Origin of the sequence: Streptomyces sp. NPDC102283 (assembly GCF_044766265.1) — a bacterium.
GTDB lineage: Bacteria > Actinomycetota > Actinomycetes > Streptomycetales > Streptomycetaceae > Streptomyces.
Window position 1 is genome coordinate 233,712 of sequence record NZ_JBIWLQ010000001.1, and the last position, 20,923, is coordinate 254,634.

18 protein-coding genes are annotated in these 20,923 nt (G+C 72.2%); 9 read left to right on the forward strand and 9 right to left on the reverse strand.

Annotated features, from left to right (window positions below):
- Window positions 1-117 precede the first annotated feature (117 nt).
- On the reverse strand, window positions 118-765 hold the full coding sequence (locus tag ACIRJT_RS01175; RefSeq protein ID WP_403902941.1) for a TetR family transcriptional regulator: 648 nt from the start codon (window positions 763-765) through the stop codon (window positions 118-120).
- A gap of 345 nt (window positions 766-1,110) precedes the next feature.
- Here ACIRJT_RS01175 and ACIRJT_RS01180 point away from each other — a divergent pair, with 345 nt between their 5' ends.
- Together ACIRJT_RS01180 and ACIRJT_RS01185 are read left to right on the forward strand one after the other, a co-directional pair.
- The gene (locus ACIRJT_RS01180; protein ID WP_403902944.1) at window positions 1,111-1,920 is read left to right on the forward strand and encodes a VOC family protein; all 810 of its coding nucleotides are present in this window, start codon (window positions 1,111-1,113) and stop codon (window positions 1,918-1,920) included.
- Window positions 1,921-2,175: 255 nt separating this feature from the next.
- On the forward strand, window positions 2,176-4,596 hold the full coding sequence (locus ACIRJT_RS01185; protein WP_403902946.1) for a PQQ-binding-like beta-propeller repeat protein: 2,421 nt from the start codon (window positions 2,176-2,178) through the stop codon (window positions 4,594-4,596).
- 134 nt (window positions 4,597-4,730) lie between these two features.
- Here the strand turns inward: ACIRJT_RS01185 and ACIRJT_RS01190 are convergent, their stop codons facing one another.
- Entirely contained in the window at window positions 4,731-5,399 is a 669-nt protein-coding gene (locus tag ACIRJT_RS01190) for a hypothetical protein (RefSeq protein ID WP_403902948.1), read from the reverse strand.
- 206 nt (window positions 5,400-5,605) lie between these two features.
- On the opposite strand from ACIRJT_RS01190, the gene ACIRJT_RS01195 reads away from it, so the two are divergent.
- A complete protein-coding gene (locus ACIRJT_RS01195) occupies window positions 5,606-6,133 on the forward strand; it encodes a hypothetical protein (RefSeq protein WP_403902951.1) in 528 nt (175 codons plus the stop codon).
- A gap of 78 nt (window positions 6,134-6,211) precedes the next feature.
- Here ACIRJT_RS01195 and ACIRJT_RS01200 read toward each other — a convergent pair whose 3' ends face one another.
- Genes ACIRJT_RS01200 through ACIRJT_RS01210 form a run of 3 tightly spaced genes read right to left on the reverse strand, consistent with a single transcriptional unit; the run spans window position 6,212 to window position 8,601 of the window.
- Complete coding sequence (locus tag ACIRJT_RS01200) at window positions 6,212-6,988, reverse strand: enoyl-CoA hydratase/isomerase family protein (RefSeq protein ID WP_403902954.1); 777 nt, start codon at window positions 6,986-6,988, stop codon at window positions 6,212-6,214.
- A gap of 3 nt (window positions 6,989-6,991) precedes the next feature.
- Window positions 6,992-7,447: a Zn-ribbon domain-containing OB-fold protein gene (locus tag ACIRJT_RS01205; RefSeq protein WP_403902957.1), complete on the reverse strand. Its 456-nt coding sequence runs from the start codon at window positions 7,445-7,447 to the stop codon at window positions 6,992-6,994.
- Window positions 7,448-7,452: 5 nt separating this feature from the next.
- Window positions 7,453-8,601 carry a lipid-transfer protein gene (locus ACIRJT_RS01210; protein ID WP_403902959.1) on the reverse strand — a complete coding sequence of 383 codons (1,149 nt, stop codon included), beginning with the start codon at window positions 8,599-8,601 and terminating at the stop codon, window positions 7,453-7,455.
- Window positions 8,602-8,697: 96 nt separating this feature from the next.
- Here ACIRJT_RS01210 and ACIRJT_RS01215 point away from each other — a divergent pair, with 96 nt between their 5' ends.
- The 3 genes from ACIRJT_RS01215 (at window position 8,698) to ACIRJT_RS01225 (ending at window position 11,008) form a co-directional block, all read left to right on the forward strand.
- Window positions 8,698-10,254, forward strand: coding sequence for a FadD3 family acyl-CoA ligase (locus ACIRJT_RS01215; protein ID WP_403902962.1), 1,557 nt, complete (start codon window positions 8,698-8,700; stop codon window positions 10,252-10,254).
- A gap of 77 nt (window positions 10,255-10,331) precedes the next feature.
- The gene (locus ACIRJT_RS01220; RefSeq protein ID WP_403902964.1) at window positions 10,332-10,613 is read left to right on the forward strand and encodes a hypothetical protein; all 282 of its coding nucleotides are present in this window, start codon (window positions 10,332-10,334) and stop codon (window positions 10,611-10,613) included.
- The gene (locus ACIRJT_RS01225; RefSeq protein WP_403902967.1) at window positions 10,613-11,008 is read left to right on the forward strand and encodes a hypothetical protein; all 396 of its coding nucleotides are present in this window, start codon (window positions 10,613-10,615) and stop codon (window positions 11,006-11,008) included. The genes ACIRJT_RS01220 and ACIRJT_RS01225 overlap by 1 nt, the downstream gene beginning before the upstream one ends.
- 131 nt (window positions 11,009-11,139) lie before the next feature.
- Here the strand turns inward: ACIRJT_RS01225 and ACIRJT_RS01230 are convergent, their stop codons facing one another.
- The gene (locus ACIRJT_RS01230) at window positions 11,140-11,319 is read right to left on the reverse strand and encodes a hypothetical protein (protein WP_403902970.1); all 180 of its coding nucleotides are present in this window, start codon (window positions 11,317-11,319) and stop codon (window positions 11,140-11,142) included.
- 193 nt (window positions 11,320-11,512) lie between these two features.
- On the reverse strand, window positions 11,513-14,479 hold the full coding sequence (locus ACIRJT_RS01235) for an AfsR/SARP family transcriptional regulator (RefSeq protein ID WP_403902973.1): 2,967 nt from the start codon (window positions 14,477-14,479) through the stop codon (window positions 11,513-11,515).
- A gap of 314 nt (window positions 14,480-14,793) precedes the next feature.
- Here ACIRJT_RS01235 and ACIRJT_RS01240 point away from each other — a divergent pair, with 314 nt between their 5' ends.
- Window positions 14,794-16,014 carry an amidohydrolase family protein gene (locus ACIRJT_RS01240; RefSeq protein ID WP_403902975.1) on the forward strand — a complete coding sequence of 407 codons (1,221 nt, stop codon included), beginning with the start codon at window positions 14,794-14,796 and terminating at the stop codon, window positions 16,012-16,014.
- Between the two features lie 74 nt (window positions 16,015-16,088).
- Here the strand turns inward: ACIRJT_RS01240 and ACIRJT_RS01245 are convergent, their stop codons facing one another.
- On the reverse strand, window positions 16,089-16,916 hold the full coding sequence (locus tag ACIRJT_RS01245; protein WP_403902978.1) for a MerR family transcriptional regulator: 828 nt from the start codon (window positions 16,914-16,916) through the stop codon (window positions 16,089-16,091).
- A gap of 73 nt (window positions 16,917-16,989) precedes the next feature.
- Window positions 16,990-17,889: a MurR/RpiR family transcriptional regulator gene (locus ACIRJT_RS01250; protein ID WP_403902981.1), complete on the reverse strand. Its 900-nt coding sequence runs from the start codon at window positions 17,887-17,889 to the stop codon at window positions 16,990-16,992.
- Between the two features lie 131 nt (window positions 17,890-18,020).
- Between ACIRJT_RS01250 and ACIRJT_RS01255 the strand changes: the two genes are divergently transcribed.
- Window positions 18,021-19,274: a C45 family autoproteolytic acyltransferase/hydolase gene (locus tag ACIRJT_RS01255; RefSeq protein ID WP_403902984.1), complete on the forward strand. Its 1,254-nt coding sequence runs from the start codon at window positions 18,021-18,023 to the stop codon at window positions 19,272-19,274.
- A complete protein-coding gene (locus ACIRJT_RS01260; protein WP_403902987.1) occupies window positions 19,271-20,923 on the forward strand; it encodes an ABC transporter substrate-binding protein in 1,653 nt (550 codons plus the stop codon). Before ACIRJT_RS01255 ends, ACIRJT_RS01260 begins: the two co-directional genes overlap by 4 nt.

Sequence of the window (20,923 nt, forward strand, 5' to 3'; positions counted from 1 at the left end):
GGGGTTCGTGGGTGGTCCGCCGTCGGTGAGACAGGACGTGGGGCGTCCGGGTGGGCGGGTGCCCGCCCGGTGGTGAGGGGCGTCCGGGGCCGGTAGTCCTCCCGCGCCCCGGACCGCTTACTTCGTCGGCTTCTTGCCGGTGATGCCGAGATGCACCAACAGAGCCAGGTTGGGGCGCAGTTCGGCCTGCTTCACGCCCCAGGTGGTGAAACCCTTCTGGTGCGAGGCGACCGCGGCCAGCATCGCCACCAGGGAGCCCGCCATCGCCGCCGGACTGACGTCCTTGTCGACCTTGCCCTTGCTCTGGAGCTCCTTCACGGAATCCGTGAGGGAGTTGGTGACCGAGTTCAGGATCTTCATGCGGATCTTGTAGAACCGCTTGTCCCCCTCGGCCGCACCGAGGTCGATCACGCGGAGGATCGCGTCGTTGTGGCGCCAGAAGTCGAGGAACCCCTCGACGAGTTCTTCGGAGGTCGTCCAGCCGGCCTTGCCGACCCAGGAGCGCCCGGCGACCAGTTCGGTCAGTCCGGCGCCCTCCTTGGCGACTTCCTCGGCGATGTCGAGGACGGCGCCCTCCACATCGGGGAAGTACTGGTAGAAAGTCGCGGGTGAAGTCCCGGCCTTCCGGGCGACGTCGATGACTTTGACGTCCCGGTACGGCGAGGAGCTGAGCATCTCGCTGAGGCAGTCGAGCAGCTTCTGCCGCGTCGCCTGACCGCGTCGACCGGCCACGCGGCCGTCGACGGTGCGTACTTGTCCTGTCATGCCGTCAGCTTACCGAGGGGTGATGGGAGCGCGATTCGGCCGACTGCAAATGGGGAACGCCGCAGGACCGGGCGGGTGCGCAGCGGCGATGAGCGGCGGTTTTCGGCCGCCGGGCGCGAGGCCTCGGAGCCCGGGGTGCGACCGGGGTGAGGCCAGGGGTGCGGCCGGAGTAAATGTTATCAACAGCCTGTGGACAACTCCGGTGGACAACTTTCGTCCACATGGTGAGCGCCTTCTTCACCAATCGGTCAAAGGTTCCCTTTAGGTGCGTCCGGGGCGCGCGGGGCTGGGTGCGACGTTACGTTGACTGTGACGGGCGTCACTGCTACGGAAGGACCCGGTCCCATGGCCGCATTCGCGCATTCCGCGCCGTGCTGGGCGGACGTGCAGCTCTCCGACCTGGAAGCCGGCAAGCGCTTCTACGGCGGGCTCTTCGGCTGGACCTTCCGGGCGGGCGGCGGCATGCCCTTCGCGGACGCGCTCAGCGACGGCCGCCTGGTCGCCGGCCTCGCCGCCAAGAAGGACGGCCGGATGCCCACGGCCTGGGGCGTCTACTTCGCCACCGACGACATCCGGGCCACCGTCGCCGCGATCCGCGAGCACGACGGCCAGATCATCACCGACCCGGTACGGGCGGGGCGCGCCGGGATCGTGGCGGAGGCGGCCGACCCCGGGGGCGCCGTCTTCGGGCTCTGGCAGCCGGAGGAACGCGCGGGCTTCGAGAAGCGGAACGACCCCGCCTCCTTCTGCTGGACCGAGGTCTACACCCGGCAGCCGGACCGGGTGGACCCCTTCTACGAGAAGGTCTTCGGCTTCCGCGGGACCGACCTGGACGAGGCGGGCCACGACATCTCCGGCGACTCCGAGGCGCTGGTCGACTTCCGGTTGTGGTCCCCCGAGGGCACCGAACCGGGTCCGGACACCGCGGTCGGCGGCCGCAGCGTCATCACGGACGCGTTCCCGGCCGAGATGCCGAGCTACTTCCTCGTCTACTTCGCCGTCGCCGACTGCGACGCCGCCGCCGAACTCGCCGTGCAGCTCGGCGGCCGGGTGGCCCAGCCGCCCTTCGACATCCCCGCCGGGCGGATGGCCGTGCTGCACGACGACCAGGGGGCCGCCTTCGCCGTACTGGAGCCCGGCGAACCGCGACCGTGAACCCCCGCTTCCGCACCCTCCACGCCATCTCCGTATCCCGATGTGGGGGGATACCGCCCGAAGTGACATGAGACACCCTCATCCGCACCCGGGTTCGCAACCGGGGCGCGGGCCAGGAAGAATCGGGGTGCGTACCGCCAGGTGATGCCCAGTGGTGAGACCCTGCACAGGGCGCGCTGCCCAGCGCGGGATTCGACCGGGCGGTAATTCGCGGACTTCGTCGCCGAGGTCCGTTTACGGGGAGGTGGCAGGCAAGTGGTGGAGCAGCTGACGCAGCACGACCCGAGACGGATCGGCCCGTTCGAGGTGCTGGGACGGCTCGGGGCCGGCGGCATGGGGCTGGTCTATCTCGCGCGGTCGGCGTCCGGCCGACGCGTGGCGATCAAGACGGTGCGGACCGAGCTCGCCGAGGACCAGCTCTTCCGGGTCCGCTTCACCCGCGAGGTCGAGGCGGCCCGCGCGGTCAGCGGGTTCTACACCGCCGCCGTGGTCGACGCCGACCCGCGGGCCGCCGTGCCCTGGCTCGCCACCGCCTATGTGCCCGCGCCCTCGCTCGAGGAGATAGTGAACGAGTGCGGCCCCATGCCGACCCAGGCGGTGCGCTGGCTCGCCGCCGGTATCGCCGAGGCCCTCCAGTCCATCCACGGCGCGGGCCTCGTCCACCGGGACCTGAAGCCGTCCAACGTCCTCGTCGTCGAGGACGGCCCCCGGGTGATCGACTTCGGCATCGCGTCCGGTGTCTCCAACACCCGGCTGACCATGACGAACGTCGCCGTCGGCACGCCCGCGTACATGTCACCCGAGCAGGCCCGGGACTCCCGCAGCGTCACCGGGGCCAGCGACATCTTCTCGCTGGGATCCACGCTCGTCTTCGCCGCCACCGGGCACGCCCCCTTCCACGGTGCCAACCCGGTCGAGACGGTGTTCATGCTGCTGCGCGAGGGCCCCGACACCGAGGGGCTGCCGGACGACCTGCGGCCGCTGATCGAGTCCTGCATGCAGATGGACGCCACCCGGCGGCCCAGTCCCGCCGACCTCCAGGCCCAGCTCGCCCCGCACCTCTTCGCCTCCGGCAGCGACGACAGCGGCACGGCCTCGGCCTGGCTGCCGTCCCCGGCCACCGCGATGATCGAGCGGCGCAGGGGCGGCGGGCGCACCGCACCGCCCGCCCCGGCGGCGCCCCCGCCGCCCCCGAGGCAGCCCCCCAGGGCCCCGGAGCGGGACACCGGCTGGCGCAGCGGGGCGGACCTGCGCTCACCCTCCCCGCTGTCCTCGCCCTCGCCGCTGTCCGGCGCGTCCGGCCCGGCCGCGGGCACTTCCGCCGCACCCGACGGCGGGCCCGTCCGACTGCCCGGCGCCAAGGTGCCGATCGGCCCCGGTCCGCGTGCGGGCGAGGGGCGCGGGGCCGCCGCGGCGCACCCGGCCGCCGCGACCGGCTGGGTCAGGCCGCCCGCCGGAGTGAACGGTTCGGCGTCCACCGCCTCCACCGCACCCGTCCCGGCCCCGGGCCCCGCCCCGGACGGTGCGGCCCCCGCCCCCGACCGCTGGCGGCCCTGGCGCTTCCGCATGTCCAACGACGTGTGGGGCACGCCCGTCGTCTCCGGCGACCTGCTGTACGTGACGTCCTTCGAGGTCCACGCGCTGGACGTGGGCAACGGACGGCGCCAGTTCAAGACCCGGGACGTGGCCTGGGCGATGGCGGTCGAGGGCGGCAGGATCCACGCCTCGGACGGCCCCTCGCTGTACGCGCTGGACGCCACGACCGGCGCCGAGCACTGGCGGCTGGCGACCGACGCCTGGGTGTACGCCCTCAAGGCCGACCGGGGCACGGTCCTGACCGCGACCCGGGGCGGCGGCGTCCAGGGCTGGGAGGCGTCCAACGGCGAGAAGCTGTGGGAAGTCACCGGTGCGCAGAGCGACTTCGAGACGGCGGAGTCCGGCCCGGTCATCCACGACGGCACGGTGTACGTCTGGCAGGACGCCCGGCTGCGCGCCCTGGACGCCCGTACGGGCATCGAGCGCTGGTCGTACCCGATCGGCGACGCGGCCTCCTGCGGCGGAGTCCCGGTCCGGGTCACCCCGGCCCCCGACGGCTGCGTCTACATCGCGGCGGGCACCCGGGTGCTGGCGGTGGAGACCGGCTCCGGCCGGGTGCGCTGGCACTTCGAGTCGCCCGCGGTCTTCCTCTCCCCGCCCGCGTTCGCGCCGGGCCCGGCGGTGACCGGCGGCGGGGTGTACCTCGCGGACTACCTCGGCACGGTGTACGCGCTGGACGCGAGCACCGGCAAGGACCGCTGGCGGATCGCCACGGAGGCCCGCTCCTCCATCGAACCGGTGCTGGTCGCGGTGGGCAACGTGCATGTCGGCAGCGGCAGCGCGCTGTACACCCTGGACGCGGTCACCGGCACCCCGAAGTGGCGCTTCGCGGCAGGCGGCGACGTGGTGGGCTCCCCGGTGGTGGCGGAAGGCCGGGTCCACTTCGGCTCGGCGGACCACGTCCTCTACACACTGGACGCCGCGGGCGGCCAGCTGCGCTGGAAACTCGCGACGGGCGGCGAGATCACGGGCTCGCCCGTGGCACAGGCGGGCGTGGTCTACGCCTGCAGCAAGGACCGCTGCGTGTACGCGCTGGACGCGCTGAAGGGAACGGGCACGGGGAACAGGGCCCGGACCTGATCCGGGTCCTGTCCTCAAACGCCGGACGGGCTCAAAGGATGTCCTCAAGCGCCGGACAGGCTTGATGCCCGGCCGGTCCGGCGCCCACCCAGCCCGTCCTGCGTTTGAGGACGGAACCCTCGACCGGGTGGCCGTCAGCCCTGCGGCGGCCGGTGCGGCGGGTGTACCGGGTCCCGGGGGTCCGTCTCCGTCGGCGGTGCCTGCGGATAGGACCGCGTACGGGGGTCATGGGGGTCGGGCCCTGTGTACGGGTCCACCTCCGGCTCCGGCCACGGCGACGTCTGCACGGACATTCCCGGCTCCTGCGTCGGCGGCCAGGTGTCCACCTGATCCGGTCCCGGCGCGGCGTACGGCTCCACCGGCGCCCGCTCCCGCCGGCTCCGCCGGCCGCGCCCGCGCCCACTCATCAGCAGCGCCCCGATCAGCATCAGCACCCCGCCCGCCAGCGCGTTCACCACACCCACCTGGAGCCCGGACCCGTCCCCGGCCACCACCAGCGACCCCGCGGCCTGCCCCTGGCGGACCATCCACAGGATCGTGAAGCCCAGCACCACCAGACCCGCGAGGGCGACCACGAGCCGCGACCGGAGCACCACGCCCACGATCACCAGCAGGGCCGCCGCCAGGAACGGCAGCAGCAGGGACACCAGCACCCCGGACTCCGCGGCGGTGATGCCTCCGAAGAGGTCCTCCACCCGGTAGTCCTGCCCCGCCCGCCCGGCGTACCAGTCGCGGAACGGGCTCAGCACGGCCGAGGCCACCCCGGCCAGGGCGACGACGGAGCCGAGGACGTTGCGGATCATCGTCAGCCTCCAGGGCGTCGTCCCACGTGCGCGGGCATCCCCCGCAGCCGACGCTACGCCGGGACGATCACCCCCGCCACGCGGACGATGACGGGACCGTGACAGGGTCATGACGTGGACAGGTGATCGTGTGCGGCATGCTGAGGGCGACGACGCACGCCAGCGGCGCGACGTACCGGCAACGAAACTCAAGGGGGGCTGCGTCCATGATGCGGCGACAGACGAAGCTCGCAGCGGTCCTGGTCGTGGTGGTGCTCGCGCTCACCGGGTTCTCGACCTCTTCCAGCGGCGGCAAGGGCAAGAGCGGCAAGAGCAGCAGCTCGGGTGGCGGCGGTTGCTCCAGCTCGAAGAAGAGCAACAACGGCTACCGCGACAACGACTTCGACGACGACTACGACGACTCCTCGTCCTCCGGCTCGTCCGGTTCCTACGGCACCCCGACGCCCACCGCGTCCGACGCCCCCGCCTACCGGATCGTCCGCTGCGTCCAGCCTCGCAAGGGCAAGCGCAAGGCGGTCACCTCGTCGCTGATCGAGCTGCGGGCGAACGAGCCGGGCTCGCAGGCGTACGAGATCGACGTCCGGTTCGTCGACGGCCTGGGCAACACCATGGACACCGCCGGGACCACCGTGAACCTCGACGGCGGCGAGGTCCGCACCTTCACCCTGCGGATGGAGAGCCCCCGCAAGGTGTCCAAGGTCAAGGACTGCGAAGTGACCGTCGAGGTCCTCTGAGGCCGGGAACCCCGCGCGGACGGGACGGACGGGGGGACGGACGGACAGGGATCATCGCACCCGGGCTCCCTCGAACGCTCACCGCACCCGAGGCTCCCCGCCCCCGCCCCGCCCCTCGAACAGCTCCGCCTGCCGCTCCGGCGGCAGATTTCCCAGGGCGATCAGCGCCGGTGCCTGGGACATCGCCTGGGCCCTGGCCGCCTCCTTCGCGGACCACACCGCCCGGACCGTGCCCTGCACCGCCTCCTTCGGGTAGCGGGCGATCACCGTCGCCGACCGCAGGGCCGCCGCCACCGCGCCGCCCGGCTCCGTCACCTCGCTGACCAGGCCGATCTCGTACGCCCGCCCGGCGCTCAGCCGTTCCGCCGTGCCCATCAGGGACATCCGGGCGACCTCCCCGAACGGCATCCGCTGGGCCATCGCGATGGCCTCGTACGCCGAGACCATCCCGTACGTCGTGTGCGGGTCGAAGAACGTCGCCTCCCGGGACGCGACCACGAACTCCGCCTCGCCCAGCAGGTAGAACGCCCCGCCGCAGGCCATCCCCTCCACCGCCGCGACCACCGGCTTCCACAGGTCGTTCGCCTTGGGGCCGATCCGCAGGAGGGGGTCGTCGAGGGCGTACGGGGACGGGGGCTGCGGGACGGTGACGCCCCGGTCGATCCCCGTACAGAAGGCTCGCGTCCCGGCCCCGGTGAGGACCACCGCCCGCACCGACTCGTCGTACCGCAACTCCCTCCACAGCGAGGCCAGTTCCCCGGCCGTCTCCACATCGATCGCGTTGAGTTTCGCCGGTCGGTCCAGGGTGACGAGCGCGACCCCGCTCCCCTCGTCCCGCTCGGTGCGCAGGGCCATCGCTCACCGCTCCAGGAGCCAGCGGACGAGCGTGACGCCGCCGTCGGGTCCCGCCGGGCAGAACACGGCCCGCACCGGAGCGCCGATCCGCAGCCGCGCCGGGTCCACCGAGTTCAGCGGGGCGTCCGGGGCGGCGACGACGTTCCCGGCCAGTCGGATGTGCGGGGCCTCCGCCAGCTCGACCAACACCGCGTTGTACGGGGCCTGTTCGGCGTAGGCGGGGAGCAGTGGCGGGTGCGGGACCACGTACGACCAGAGCCGGCCGCGCCCGCTCATCTCCCGCCACTCGCTCTCGAACGACCCGCAGTGCGGGCAGCAGGGCCGGGGCGGGAAGCGCAGTTCACCGCAGGCGGGGGAGGCGCAGGCCTGTACGCGCAGTTCGCCGCGTGCGGTGTACTCCCAGAAGGGTGCGCCGTCTCCGTCCGGGACGGGAAGCAGCAGGGAATCGTTCACGGCCATTCCTCTCAACTCCTCAGCAGTACGGCCGACGTCGGAACGCCCTCGCCGGCGGTGACCAGGCAGGTGGCGGCGTCGGGAACCTGGGCGGTGGAGGTGCCGCGCAGTTGTTTCACGCCCTCGGTGATGAGGTTGAAGCGGTGGACGTACGCCTCGCTGAGCCCGCCGCCCCCGGTGTTGATCGGCAGCCGTCCGCCGCTCTCCAGCGCCCCGCCCTCGGTGAACGCGCCGCCCTCGCCGCGCCCGCAGAATCCGTAGCCCTCCAGGGAGAGCGGGACGAGCGGGGTGAACGCGTCGTAGATCTGGGCCACATCGACGTCGTCGGGCCCGAAGTCGGCGTTCTTCCACAGCTGTCGGGCGGCTGTCCAGGCGGGTCCGGTCAGCGGGTCGTCGTTCCAGTAGTTGACCATCCCGTGGTGCTGGGCGGGCAGGCCCTGGGCGACGGAGTGGAGGTAGACGGGCTTGCGCCGGCAGTCGCGGGCGCGTTCGGCGGAGACGATCACGCAGGCCAACGCCCCGTCGGTCTCCAGGCAGTTGTCGAAGAGGCAGAGCGGTTCGCTGATCCAGCGGGAGGTCATGTACATCTCGCGGGTCAGCGGGCGGTCGTACATGATCGCGGCCGGGTTCTGGTTGGCCCGGTTGCGGCAGGCGAGCGCCACGTTGAAGAGATGGTCGCGGGTGGCCCCGTACTCGTGCATGTAGCGCCGGGCCAGCATGCCGATCTCGTCGGCCGGCCGCAGCAGCCCGTAGGGGCGGGTCCACTGGGCGGGCGTGGGGAGCTGGACGGCCGTGTTCTTCCACGGCCGGGGCCCGGAGCCGCGTTTGCGCGACCGCCAGGCCACGCCGACGCTCGCCTGCCCGGTGGCGACGGCGGCGGCGAGGTGGGCGAGCGTGGCGCAGGAACCGCCGCCTCCGTACCCCACCTTGCTGAAGAAGGTGACGTCCCCGGCGCCGATCGCCTTGGCGACCTCCACCTCGTCGGTCTCCTCCATCGTGTACGAGGCGAAGCCGTCGACCTCGGCGGGGGCGATGCCCGCGTCGTCGAGAGCCGCCAGGATCGCCCGGCAGGCGAGGGTCTTCTCCGACTCGGGAAGCCGTTTCGCGAACGCCGTCTGCCCGATCCCGGCTATCGCCGTCGCGTCCTTGAGCGTTGCCATCCGCTGACCTCCCGCACCGTCGCCCCTGCTGACAGCGGCAGAGGCTACCGCTAATCTGACGGATAGTCAGCTAGTGCGGCGGCAGGAGGGCACGTGATGCGAGGCGACGAGGAATGGGGCAGCATCCCGGAGCTGGTGCGGGCGGCGGCGCGGCGGTACGGCTCCGCCGAGGCGGTGGCCGACGGCCGCACCCGGCTCTCGTACGCCGAGCTCGGCGAGCGGGTGGAGCGGGCCGCGGCCGCGTGTATCGCCTCCGGTGTGGAGCCGGGGGACCGGGTCGCGGTCTGGGCCCCGAACACCCTGGACTGGATCGTCTCCGCGCTCGGGGCGGTGACGGCCGGAGCGGTGCTGGTCCCGCTGAACACCCGCTTCAAGGGCACGGAGGCGGCGTACATCCTGCGGCGCAGCCGGGCCAGGCTGCTCTTCGTCACCGGCACGTTCCTGGGCACCTCGTACGTGGCGTCGCTGCGGCGGGCCGAGGTGCGGCTGCCGGACCTGGAGCGGGTCGTGGTCCTCGCGGAGACGGCCCCCGAGGACTACACGAGCTGGCCGGACTTCCTGGCGGCGGGGGACGGCGTCCCCTCCTCCGCCGTACGGGAACGGGCTGCCCGCATCGACCCCTCGGACCCCTCCGACATCATCTACACCTCCGGCACCACGGGCGGCCCGAAGGGCGCGGTGATCACCCATGCGCAGACGTTGCGGGCGTACGCGATCTGGAGCGACCTGGCGGGCCTGCGCGAAGGCGACCGCTACCTCATCGTCAACCCCTTCTTCCACACCTTCGGCTACAAGGCGGGGATCATCGCCTGTCTGATGCGGGGGGCCACGATGGTGCCGCAGCCGGTGTTCGACGTGGAGACGGTGCTGGCGAACATCGCGGCGGAACGGATCTCGGTCCTGCCCGGCCCGCCCACGCTCCACCAGTCCCTCCTGGACCACCCGGCACGGGGCGCCCACGACCTCTCGGCCCTCCGCCTGGTCGTCACCGGTGCGGCGGTGGTCCCCCTCCAGCTGGTGGAGCGCCTGCGCGAGGAACTCCACATCGCGACGGTCCTCACGGCGTACGGACTCTCCGAGGCGAGCGGCATCGTCACCATGTGCCGCCGGGGCGACGCCCCGGAGGTCGTGGCCACCACGTCGGGCCGCGCGATCCCCGGCACCGAGCTGCGCGTCCTGGCGGAACCGGGCGTTCCGGGCGAGGTGCAGGTGCGCGGCTTCCACGTGATGAGCGGCTACTTCGAGGACCCGGACACGACGGCCGACACGATGACCGAGGACGGCTGGCTCCGCACCGGCGACGTGGGCGTCCTGGACGCGGCGGGGAACCTGCGGATCACGGACCGGATCAAGGACATGTTCATCGTGGGCGGCTTCAACGCCTACCCGGCCGAGATAGAGCAGCTCCTCGGCCTCCACCCCGACGTGGCCGACGTCGCGGTCATCGGCGTCCCGGACCCGAGACTCGGCGAGGTCGGCAAGGCCTACGCGGTCCGCCGCCGGGGCGCGACGCTCACCGCGGACGACCTGATCGCCTGGTCCCGCCGCGAGATGGCGAACTTCAAGGTGCCGCGGGCGGTGGAGTTCGTCCCGGAGCTGCCGCGCAACGCGAGCGGCAAGGTGGTGAAGGGGGAGCTGCGGGGGCGGGGGTAGGGGAATGCCTGTTCGGGTTCACTGGATGGGGTGGCGGCGGCTGGGGTGGGGACTTTCCTGGCGGTATGGTCGAGAGTATGGCAACCAAGAAGTACACAGTCACGCTGCCGGAGGAGCTGGCGGAGGAGATCCGCAGCGAGGTGGGCCCCGGCGCGTTCAGCGCGTATGTCACCCGGGCCATAGAGCGGCAGCGTGAGCATGACCGGCTGGGCGAACTGGTGGAGCGCCTGGAGGGCGAATACGGCCCTGTCACCGACGCCGACCTGACTGCAGCCGAGACCGAGCGTCGAGAGATCGAGCATTGGTTCACCGAACAGGAAGCGGACGCCCCCGCACGCCGGGACGCGGCGGCCGCCTGATGCCGGACATCACCTACGCACTGGACTGCGAGGCAGTCTCGCTGGCGGCCCTCGGTGACCCGGAGATGAAGAGCCGGCTCAAGGACGCCCACCGGGCGGGCATCCGCGTGGTGACCAGCTCGATGGCCTTGGTCGAGGCGTACCACAGCAAGATCCGGCGGCCGGTGTGGGACTGGGCGATGGCCGGGATCGTCGTCGAACCCGTCACCAAGGACATCGCCGACGAGGCGATCCGCCTTCTGCGTGAGGCCGGACTGCACGGCCACAAGTACGCCATCGACGCCGCGCTCGCCGTGATCGCGAACCGGCAGCCGGGCCGGACCGCGCTGTTCACGTCCGACGTGGACGACCTGGCGAAGCTGTGCCGGCCAAGGGTTCAGCTGCGCGGCCTGTAGGCACGGTCCCGGACATGCGGGAGGGGCCCGAGCGTCTCCCCCGACTCGGGCCCCTCACACATTCCCCCGTACCGCGACCGCGGCGGCTCCCCCTCGGTGCCACCGCGGCCGCTTCCCCCTGGGGCTCCCGCTCAGCGCGGGTCCGGCCCCGTCATGTGGCTGTCCAAAGGCGTGACCGCGGGCTCGCCCGTCATGTGGCTGTCCAAGGGCGTGACCGTGGGCTCGCCCGTCATGTGGCTGTCCTCGGGCTTGATGTCGCCGGTGGTCCCGGGCTGGACCTGGGGCGGCTTGATCTTCTTCGCTTCGCTCATGGGTGAACTCCGTTACTCGGTGCAGGGGCTGTTGGCGAAGCCCGTCCGGCTGCTCCCCCGTGGGCTGCCGGACGGGCTATTCAGAGCCGTTCACCTTAGTGCTCGGTTCCACTGCCGAATCGTCTGCCCCCCGACGCGACGTTTCGACAGAGGCAAGACTGCACCGCGGCGATAAACGAACGATGAACGTGACTCAGCTCTCGCTGGGGGCGCCCGTCTTGGAGAGCAGACGGGAGACGGCCTCGCTCTCGGGAGCCTTCAGCTGTTCGAAGACGGAGAGCGCCTCCCGCCAGCAGACCTGCGCCCGGTCGGCCTGCCCTATGCCGTGGAGCGCCTGGCCCAGCACCGTGAGCACATTCGCGCGCCGCCACTCGCCGCCTATGTGGAGCAGCACGGTGAGCGCCTGTTCCGCCAGGGCGGCGGCCTGCGCGGGGCGCTCGACGGTGAGTTGCACCTCGGCCAGACGGAACAGCGTCATTCCCTCCCAGAGGCGCTGGCGGCTCTCCCGGAACACGGCCAAGGCCTCGGTGAGCCGCACTTGCGCCTCCTCCGGCCGGTTCGCGCGCGCCAGAGCCAGCCCCAGGGCGTAGCGGCCGTTCGCCAGGCGCAGGGTGAGGCCCATCCGGTTGTAGAGAGCCACGCCCTCGCCCGCCAGCTTCACCGCACTGGCTGTCCGGCCCATGGCGAGATGGACGCGGGAGAGATTGCACAGGGCACTTGCCTCGCCGGCGTGGTTCCGGTCCGCGCGAAACGCGGTGCACGCCCGCCGGAGCAGGACCTCGGCTTCCTCCTGCTGGTTGCGGTAACCGGCGATGATGCCCAGTTCGTTCGGCGCGTTGCAGTGCGTCCACACGTCGTCCACCGAAGGGGCCAGCAGCATGGCCTCGCGTGCCTCGTCCTCCGCCTGATCGAAGCGACCGGCCATGCTGTGCACCTGTGCGAGTGTCGTCCGCGCCCTCGCCTCGGCATGGGGGTCGCCGGCCTCGACCGCGGCGTCCCTCACCACCGTGGCCGCAGATTCGAACTGACGCGCGTTCGCCCCTGACTCGGCGAGGTCCTTCGCGGCCAGCAGGAGGTCGACCGCACGCCGTATCGAGCGGGGAGCACGATTCTGCTGGACACAGGAGAGCAGGCAACTCGCCTCCGTGTAGAGCCAGTCGAGGGCTCGGCGGTGATCGGTGAACGAGAGCCCCTCGTGCTCCGTCCCTTCCAGGTGGTCCACGGTCCGGTCCCCCGGCCGCTCCAGCGCGTACACCCCCGCCGCCGTGGCCAGATAGAAGTCCAGCAGCCGTGACAGTGCCAGCTCCCGCCGCACCGGCGGCTGTTCGTCCCGCTCGGCGCACGCACGCGCGTAGAGGCGCACCAGGTCGTGGTAGCGGTAGCGGCCCGGGGCGGCCGACTCCACCAGGCTCGTGTCGACCAGGGCCTCCAGGAGGTCCTCCGCCACGTGCGGGTCCAGGTCCAGCAGGGCCGCCGCCGCGGCCAGGGAGATGTCCGGGCCGTCCGCGAGGCCCAGGAGGCGGAAGGCGCGGGCCTGGGCCGGTTCCAGCTGGCCGTAGCCGAGTTCGAACGTGGCCTTCACCGCGAGGTCGCCCGCCTGGAGCTCGTCCAGCCGGCGGCGCTCGTCCGCGAGCTTGGCGGCGAGGACCGAGACCGTCCAGGTGCGGCGCGCGGCGAGGCGCGAGGCGGCGATGCGGATGGCCAGGGGCAGGAAGCCGCACGCGGCCACCACGTCGAGGGCCGCCTCGCGTTCGGCGCCGACCCGCTCCGCGCCGACGATCCGGGTGAAGAGCTGGAGCGCCTCCTCGGGCGACATCACGTCCAGGTCCACCAGATGCGCCCCGGCCAGGTCCACCATCCGCACCCGGCTCGTGACCAGCGCCGCGCACCCCGGCGTACCGGGCAGCAGCGGGCGGATCTGGGCGGCGTCGTGGGCGTTGTCGAGGAGGATCAGGATGCGGCGGCCGTCGAGCGTCGAGCGGTAGAGCGCGGCCCGCTCGTCCAGGGTGTCGGGGATCGCCGAGTCCGCCGTGCCGAGCGCCCGCAGGAACGAGCCGAGGACCGTCTCCGGCTCGGCCGCCCGCGCCCCCGCGCCCTGGAGGTCGACGTAGAGCTGCCCGTCGGGGAAGTGCCGGCGGGCCTGGTGGGCGACGTGCACGGCCAGCGTCGTCTTGCCGACGCCGCCGATCCCGGCGACCGCGGAGACGGCCATCACCGAGCTCTCGGCGGTGGCCAGCCGGCTGCCCAGCTCGGACACGAACGCGGACCGGCCGGTGAAGTCCGGCACCGTGGCGGGAAGCTGCGCGGGCCGCAGCGGGGCGGGCGCGGGGGCCGGCTCGTCCGCCGGGCGGGCCAGCTCCTCGTCGGCACGCAGGATGCGCTGCTGGAGCTGGGCCAGCTCGGGGCGCGGGTCGACGCCCAGCTCCTCCGCGAGGAGTCGGCGGGTGTCCGCGTACACCGCGAGGGCCTCGGCCTGCCGGCCGCTGCGGTACAGCGCCACCATCAGCAGCTCGCGCAGCCTCTCGCGCAGCGGGTGCGCGGCGGTGAGCGCGGTCAGCTCGGAGACGGCCTCCGCGTGGCAGCCGACCTCCAGGTCCAGGTCGAGCCGCGTCTCGGTGAGCTGGAGCCGCCACTCCTCCAGCCGGGTCCGCTGGTTGTCCGCGTACGGGCCGGGCACCGAGGCCAGCGCCTCGCCGTCCCACAGGCCCAGCACCTTGTTGATCAGGGTGCGCGCCCGGAGGCGGTCGCCGGCCGCGCGGGCCTTCTCCGCCTCGGCCGCCAGGTCCTGCGCCAGCGTCAGGTCGAGCGCGGTCCGCTCGGTCCGGATCGCATAGCCGCCGGACTCGCTCACCAGGGTGTCCTGGCCCAGGATCTTGCGCAGCCGTGAGGCGTACGTCCGGATCGTGGCCAGCGCCTGCGAGGGCGGGTCCTCGCCCCAGAACGCGTGGATCAGCTCGCCCGCGGTCGCCGTCCGGCCCTCGCGCAGCAGCAGCGCTGCCAGCAGGGCGCGCTGCTGGGGCGAGCCGGGCGAGAGCGGCTCCGGGCCCCGCCAGGCCCGTACGGGACCGAGCACGGTGAACCTGAGGGCGTCCGCCGTAACCGGTTTCTCCGGAGCACGCTGCTCCGGTACGCGCACGCGTGGCCCGTTGTCACGGTCCATTGATGCCCCCTGTCCTGCTCGCCTGCCGGTCCCGCTCGTCTGCGGATCCTGCCGGTGCTGCCCGCGTCCGTATGTCCGCCCGTGCGTCGAAGTGCGGTAGGCATCCGGTTGGCGCGGTACCGCTGGTATCGCGCTCAACAGTCTGCCTTGTCCCGGGCGGACTCGTCAGCAGTGGGTGACGCTCTGCACAAGCCCTCGACAACGATTCGGGAACCGTGCCCCGTGCCGGTCCGCTGCCGTGCCCCGTGCCGTGTGCCGCCCCGATCCGCGCACGATAGCTGACGGTTCGTCAGATCAGCGCTACCGTGGAACGCATGGAGACCTTCCCGAAGATCATCTCGGTGGACGACCACACGGTGGAGCCCGCTCATGTCTGGCGGGACCGGCTCCCGTCCAGGTACGCGGACTCCGGGCCGCGCGTCGTCCGCGCACCGCTGAAGGAAATGACCTTCATGGGCGGCAAGTTCGCGCCCGTGATGGGCGCGAAGGGCGACGACGGGCCGGTCGGCGACTGGTGGGTGTACGAGGACCTGCACCGTCCGCTCACCCGCCTGGACACCGCAGTCGGCTACGACAGGGACGAGATCAAGCTGGAGATCATCACCTACGAGCAGATGCGGCCGGGCTCGTTCTCGGTCCCGGAGCGGCTCGCCGACATGGACGTCAACCACGTCCAGTCCGCACTCTGCTTCCCGACCTTCCCCCGGTTCTGCGGACAGACGTTCACCGAAGCGAAGGACCGCGAGCTGGGGCTCCTCGGCGTGCGCGCGTACAACGACTGGATGGTGGAGGAGTGGTGCGGCCCCGAGGCGCACGGCCGCCTCATACCGCTCACGCTCGTCCCGCTGTGGGACGCGCGGCTCGCCGCCGCCGAGGTCCGGCGCAACGCGGCACGGGGCGTGCGCGCGGTCGCATTCTCCGAGATACCTCCCCATCTCGGGCTTCCGTCCATACATGCGGACGACTGGGATCCGTTCCTCGCCGCCTGCGACGAGACGGGGACCGTGATCGCCATGCACATCGGCTCCTCGTCGAGGATGCCGTCCACCTCCGCCGACGCCCCGCCCGCGGTCGGCTCCACCATCACCTTCGCCAACTGCTGCTTCTCGATGGTCGACTGGCTGATGAGCGGCAAGTTCGAGCGCTTCCCCAACCTGAGGATCATGTACGCGGAAGGCCAGATCGGCTGGATCCCGTACATCCTGGAGCGTGCCGACGTGGTCTGGGAGGAGAACCGGGCCTGGGGCGGTGTCGCCGAGAAGGTCCACCGGCCGCCGTCCGAGCTGTTCGCCGAGCACGTCTACGGCTGCTTCTTCGACGACGCCTTCGGGCTGAAGAACCTCGACGCGATCGGCGTCGGCAACGTGCTGTACGAGACGGACTACCCGCACTCCGACTCCACCTGGCCCCGCTCCCGCGAGGTCGGCGAGGCGCAGATGGGCCACCTGGCCCCGGACGTGGTCGACCGGATCGTGCGCGGCAACGCGATCGAGCTGCTGGGGCTCACGGCGGACGGGCTCTGGGCGGGGGCGTAGAAGCCGGGCGTGGGTGTGGGCGTGCGTACGGAGGAGGGGGCGGCGTGTCCCCTCCCCGTACGCACCGGACCGGATCAGGCCTCAGCCACCGGCTCCTGGAGCTCCGTCACCCAACTCCCGCGGTCCGGCGGGCACTCCAGGTTGACCTCGCGGGTGTAGCCGGTGGAGCGATAGCCGTTGGCGTCCAGCCAGCGGGCCAGGGTGTGGGTCGTCGACAGGACGTCGTCCATCGCGCCCCGGTGCACGATCGTCGCCGCCTCGAACGGCGGCAGCTCCACCACCCGCACCTCCGTGTCCCCGACCGAGCCCACCGGGGCGGACACCGTCACCCCGGCGTGCACGACGATCGCGCCGCCGCCCTCGGGGGCGTCCTCGTACCGCGCGATCCCGGGACCGGTGGGCCGGAGGCCGGCGCCCTCCAGGAGAGGGAAGAGCCGGTCGTACAGCGGGCCGATGACCGGTCCGATGTCCTGCGGCTGGTAGCTCGCGGCCGTCCCGGTCAGCTCGGCCACCCGGACCGCCGGAACGGCTTTGATCACAACGTCGTCGCCAGGCATGTGCCCCTCGCTCTCGATCGACCGGAGCCTCGCCTCGACCCGGGTCAGCCGCGCCGACGCGGCCGCCACCGCCTCCGCCAGCTCGGCCCGGCGCAGCCGCAGCATGCCGCGCAGCTCCTCCGGGCCCACCCGCTCGTCCAGGACCGTCCCCACCTGCTGGAGCGTGAAGCCGAGGTCCTTGAGCGCGATGATCCGGTTGAGCCGGGCGAGCTGGGCCGCGCCGTAGAGGCGGTAGCCGGTGGCGGGGTCGGTGCGGTCGGGGGTCAGCAGTCCGATGGCGTCGTAGTGGCGCAGCATCCGGGGCGACACCCGTCCGTACCTGGCGAAGTCTCCGATGGTGAACATGATGGTTCCACCGCACCCCTTCACACGGGGTCAAGGTCAAGCGTCGTCGGGGTGAGGTTCCTCAGCTGTCACGTCAGCCGTGCCGCTTCGGGTCCAGCAGCTGTTCGCGCAGGGCGGTCAGCTGGTGCGAGGAGCCGACGGCCCGGTCCTCGTCCAGGGTGGCCAGCGCCAGCAGCAGCGCGTCCGCCACCAGCAGTCCGGTCAGGGACTCCGCCGTTATGCCGGTCGGCGTGTGCGGCGCGGTGAGCACCGCATCGACCCGGTCCGCGTACGCCTCGCCCAGCTCGTCCGTCACCAGGACCACCTTCGCGCCGACCGAGCGGGCCCGTTCCATCAGGACCGACAGCTCCATCAGCCGCCGCCCCGGCTGGAAGATCACCACCGCGTCGCCCTGCCCGAGCGCCAGCAGCTGGTCCGCCAGCGCGAACCCGGTCTCCGAGACGGCGCGGGCCCGGCGGCCGATCCGGCCGAGCGCCAACGCCAGGTGCCGTGCGCCCGGTTCGGAGGCGGCGACCCCGTAGGCGAAGACCTCGCGGGCCTCGGCGAGAACGGCGACCGCTCGCTTCAGGGAGTCCGGGCCGGTCAGCCGGCGGGCCTGGTCGATGCGTTCCTGGGCCTCGTCGAAGACGTCGGTCCAGATGGCGTCCAGGTCCTGGCCCACGTGCGCGATGCGCCGCTTGAGCCGGACCTCGGGGGCGACGGCCGAGGTGAAGTCGTTGGCCAGCTCCCGCTTGAGCGCGGGGAGACCGGCGTAACCGAGGCGTTGCAGGGCCCGTACGACGGTGGCGTTGCTGGTGGAGCTGGCCGCGCCGAGCTGCTGAGCGCTGGCGAAGAGCAACTGCTCGACCGGCGCGGTCACCAGGTACTGGGCCACGGCCCGTTCGGAAGTGGACAGATCGTTCCATTGGTCACGAATGGCAGCACGGAGGCGCGTCACTCCGGTCTCGTTCTCTGGAATTTCCATTACAAGCATTGACTTCCGTGTGACCGGCGTTACTGTCCTGGGCAGAACGTTCCAAAGGGAACGCATTCTGAAATCGACGTTACAGGACCGTGTCGGCCCCCGTCCGTCGGTCGCCGAAGCGTTCCGTCGCGAGGAGAAGAATGGCACCCCTTCCCACGGAATCCGCCCCCGTCCCCACGGATTCCGCACCCCCGCCCACGGATTCCGCCGCCCGGATCCTCCCCGTCATCGAGATCTCCGGCTCCCCGCTGGAGCGCGGCCGGCAGTACGGCGAGGCCGTCCGCCCCCAACTGCACGCCGCTCTCGCCTACTACGAGGAGGCGTTCGGCCGCTCCGCCGGGCTCACCTGGGACAAGGTCACCGCCCGCGCCGCCCGCTGGCTGGAGCCCGTGAACGCCTACGCCCCCCACCTCGTCGAGGAGATGCGGGGCATCGCCGACGGCGCGGGCGCCGGCCTCCTGGACGTCCTCGCGCTGAACGCCCGCGGCGAGGTCATCTACGACAAGTCCTTCGCCGAGATCGCCGCCGACGGGGCGGGGGAAGGACCGGCCGACGAGGAACCCGCCGAGGGCTGCACCTCGTTCGCCGCGTACGGCCCGGCCAGCGGCGACGGCCACGTCTACGCCGGGCAGAACTGGGACTGGCGGGCCGGAGTCGCCGACACCGTCGTCATGATCCGGATCGTCCAGCCGCCCAAGCCGACCCTGATCATGCAGGTGGAGGCCGGACAGATCGGCCGCCAGGGCGCCAACTCCGCCGGGATCGCCTTCAACGCCAACGGCCTCGGCGGCCGGTTCGACGACCGGATCGGCCTGCCCCAGACCGTCGTCCGGCGCACCGTCCTCGACCAGGACAACATCGCCGACGCCCTCGACGTCCTCTGCCGCACCCGCGCCCACATCGCCAGCAACGCCCTGCTCACCTGCCGCGAGGGCTTCGCCATCGACCTGGAGACCACCCCCGCCGGGCACGGCTGGATGTATCCGACCGACGGCCTGCTGGTGCACGGCAACCACTACCAGGCGGGCATCCCCGCCCCGCTCGCCGCCGCCGGCTACCGCCCGATGTCCTCCGACTCCCTGGTCCGCGTCCCCCGCGCCGAACAGGGCCTGGCCGCCCTGCGCCACTCCACGGGACCCGACGAGTCCCGGAATCTGATCCGCCGGGCCATGTCCGACCACCTCGGCCACCCCGAGTCCCTGTGCACGCACCCCGACCCGCGCCGGCCGGCCGTCGAACACTGGACCACCCTCGTCTCCTCGCTCGCCGACCTCACCACCGGCGACTACCACGTGACCGCCGGAACCCCCTGCGACCGCGAGTACCAGCACCTTCCCTGGAACCTCTACGACGGCCCGCACGGCGGCCCGGAACCGACAGGAACCCAGCCATGACCCACCGCACAGCCCGCCGCGCCGTCCCGGTCGCCGGAGCCGTCGTCGCCGCCCTGCTCGCCGCCGGATGCAGCGGGGCCACCAAGCCCGCCGGCAGCGGCTCCGCCGCCGACGCCGCGCGGCTCACCCTCACCCCGACCACGGCCGCCGCGAAGGGCGAACTCCCCGAAGCCCGCTGGCTCCTGGAGGACGAACCGGACTCCCTCGACCTGGACACCCAGGGCTCCAGCGCCGGCCGGGTCGTCCTCACCAACGTCTGCGAGCGGCTCTACCAGCTCCAGCCGGACATGACGACGAAGCCCTTCCTCGCCGAGAGCGTCGAAACCCCCGACGACACCACCCTCGTCCTGAAGCTCCGCTCGGGCGTCACCTTCCACGACGGCACCCCGATGACCGCCGACGACGTCCTCTGGAGCCTTCAGCGGCACGCCGACCCGGACATGGAGCAGGGCGACGAATTCGAGAACGTCGCCTCCATGAAGAAGACCGGCGACCGCGAGATCACCCTCTCCTTCAAGGCCCCCGACGCCCTCTTCCTCAAGGCGCTCGCCGGCGACGCGGGCATCGTCTGGAACAAGGAGCAGGTCGAGAAGGCGGGCCGGGACTTCGGCACCCCCGGACAGCCCGACGCCTGCACCGGCCCCTACCGGCTGGCGAACTGGAAGTCCGGCGACTCCATCACCATCGAGCGGTACGACGCCTACTGGGGCGAGGCGCCGCTGACGAAGCGCGTCACCTTCCGCTGGGCCACCGACAGCGCCCTGGTCAACGCGCTCACCACCGGAGCCGCCGACGGCGCGTACGCCGAATCGCCCAACACCGCCGCCGCCCTCGACGGCAAGAAGGGCATCACCCAGTACTACGGCCCCTCCACCTCCTCCCTCGTCCTCATCCCCACCGCACGCGGCGGACTGAAGGACCCGGCCGTGCGCCGCGCGCTCTCCCTCGCGCTCGACCGCAAGGGCATCGCCGCCTCCGGCTACGGCGGAATGGTCCAGCCCTGGTCCACCCCGGTCGGCTCCGGCACCTGGGGCTACGAGAAGCCGGCCTTCGAGGCCGCCCAGCGCGCCGCCGACCCGGTCGCCCCCGCGAGCCCCGACGCCGAGGACATCGCCGCCGCGAAGAAACTGGTGAAGGACTCCGGCGCCGACGCGGGCACCCCGATCGTCATCGGCACCGACGCCAGCCAGGGCCGCACCGTCGTCGCCAACGCCGTCCGGGCCGCCCTCCAGAGGATCGGGCTCACCGGGCAGATCAAGACCGTGCCCACCGCCCAGTTCGAGCAGTTCTACAGCGACCCCGAGGCCCGGAGCGGCATCGACGTCCTGGTCGGCGACTGGTACATCTCCAAGGCCGACCCGATGGGCTTCTACGACAACGCGCTCACCGGCTCCTCCAACAACTGGGTCGGCTTCGCGGACCCCGCCTACGACGCCACCGTCAAGAAGGCGCTCGCCACCCTCGACGACGCCGAGCGCGCGAAGCTCGCCGCCGAGGTCCAGAAGAAGTTCACCGACGCCGCCGTCTGGATCTCCGTCGCCCAGGTCCCCTCCGTCCTCGTCCTCGACGAGAAGCTGACCGGACCGCCCGCCTCCATGGCCTACCTCTACTACCCGTGGGCCGCCGATCTCGGCGCCAAGAAGGGCTGA

Excerpts from the sequence above, each read along its gene's own strand:
- ACIRJT_RS01175 (WP_403902941.1), bottom strand. The coding sequence starts at position 765 with ATGACAGGACAAGTACGCACCGTCGACGGCCGCGTGGCCGGTCGACGC.
- ACIRJT_RS01180 (WP_403902944.1), top strand. The coding sequence starts at position 1,111 with ATGGCCGCATTCGCGCATTCCGCGCCGTGCTGGGCGGACGTGCAGCTC.
- ACIRJT_RS01190 (WP_403902948.1), bottom strand. The coding sequence starts at position 5,399 with ATGATCCGCAACGTCCTCGGCTCCGTCGTCGCCCTGGCCGGGGTGGCC.
- ACIRJT_RS01195 (WP_403902951.1), top strand. The coding sequence starts at position 5,606 with ATGATGCGGCGACAGACGAAGCTCGCAGCGGTCCTGGTCGTGGTGGTG.
- ACIRJT_RS01200 (WP_403902954.1), bottom strand. The coding sequence starts at position 6,988 with ATGGCCCTGCGCACCGAGCGGGACGAGGGGAGCGGGGTCGCGCTCGTC.
- ACIRJT_RS01205 (WP_403902957.1), bottom strand. The coding sequence starts at position 7,447 with ATGGCCGTGAACGATTCCCTGCTGCTTCCCGTCCCGGACGGAGACGGC.
- ACIRJT_RS01210 (WP_403902959.1), bottom strand. The coding sequence starts at position 8,601 with ATGGCAACGCTCAAGGACGCGACGGCGATAGCCGGGATCGGGCAGACG.
- ACIRJT_RS01215 (WP_403902962.1), top strand. The coding sequence starts at position 8,698 with ATGCGAGGCGACGAGGAATGGGGCAGCATCCCGGAGCTGGTGCGGGCG.
- ACIRJT_RS01220 (WP_403902964.1), top strand. The coding sequence starts at position 10,332 with ATGGCAACCAAGAAGTACACAGTCACGCTGCCGGAGGAGCTGGCGGAG.
- ACIRJT_RS01225 (WP_403902967.1), top strand. The coding sequence starts at position 10,613 with ATGCCGGACATCACCTACGCACTGGACTGCGAGGCAGTCTCGCTGGCG.
- ACIRJT_RS01230 (WP_403902970.1), bottom strand. The coding sequence starts at position 11,319 with ATGAGCGAAGCGAAGAAGATCAAGCCGCCCCAGGTCCAGCCCGGGACC.
- ACIRJT_RS01235 (WP_403902973.1), bottom strand. The coding sequence starts at position 14,479 with ATGGACCGTGACAACGGGCCACGCGTGCGCGTACCGGAGCAGCGTGCT.
- ACIRJT_RS01240 (WP_403902975.1), top strand. The coding sequence starts at position 14,794 with ATGGAGACCTTCCCGAAGATCATCTCGGTGGACGACCACACGGTGGAG.
- ACIRJT_RS01245 (WP_403902978.1), bottom strand. The coding sequence starts at position 16,916 with ATGTTCACCATCGGAGACTTCGCCAGGTACGGACGGGTGTCGCCCCGG.
- ACIRJT_RS01250 (WP_403902981.1), bottom strand. The coding sequence starts at position 17,889 with ATGCTTGTAATGGAAATTCCAGAGAACGAGACCGGAGTGACGCGCCTC.
- ACIRJT_RS01255 (WP_403902984.1), top strand. The coding sequence starts at position 18,021 with ATGGCACCCCTTCCCACGGAATCCGCCCCCGTCCCCACGGATTCCGCA.
- ACIRJT_RS01260 (WP_403902987.1), top strand. The coding sequence starts at position 19,271 with ATGACCCACCGCACAGCCCGCCGCGCCGTCCCGGTCGCCGGAGCCGTC.